Annotated in this window: 1 protein-coding gene; it reads right to left on the bottom strand. The window is 56.0% G+C overall.

What is annotated here, in order from left to right; translation table 11 throughout:
* Positions 1-348 (bottom strand): DNA repair protein RecO (gene recO, locus FDW94_RS24385; protein ID WP_249358612.1); only part of this gene is annotated, 348 nt, incomplete at both ends.

The following is a 348-nucleotide window of genomic DNA, read 5'->3' as shown; positions in this document are numbered from 1 at the left end:
CCGGCTCGCCGCTGCCCGCACAGTGGGTAAAATCGACGCCATACCCCAGATGACCAAGTAAGGCCAGCTCAAAGCGACGCAATGCAGGTTCTGGCGAACCCGTCGCGCCAGCCAGCGCCTGAATACAGTTCAGGTAATCGAAAAAGAGTGCAGAAAAGCGGGTTTCGTATTCGAGTACGCGCGAGATAAGCTCGTTAATATACAAGCCGCTGTACAGCGTGATTCCGCTAAGGGGGAGTGCCAGAGAAACGGCTTCGGCGCTGCGCAAGGTTTTGACCTCGCCACGTCCACCAAAGCGAAGCAACAACGGGGTAAAAGGCTGGAGTGCGCCTTTAAGATTGGAGCGTT

Origin of the sequence: Citrobacter sp. wls757 (genome assembly GCF_005280935.1) — a bacterium.
GTDB lineage: Bacteria > Pseudomonadota > Gammaproteobacteria > Enterobacterales > Enterobacteriaceae > Citrobacter > Citrobacter portucalensis.
The sequence above is the reverse complement of the archived record's forward strand: the minus strand, read 5'-3'. Positions and strand labels throughout refer to the sequence as shown.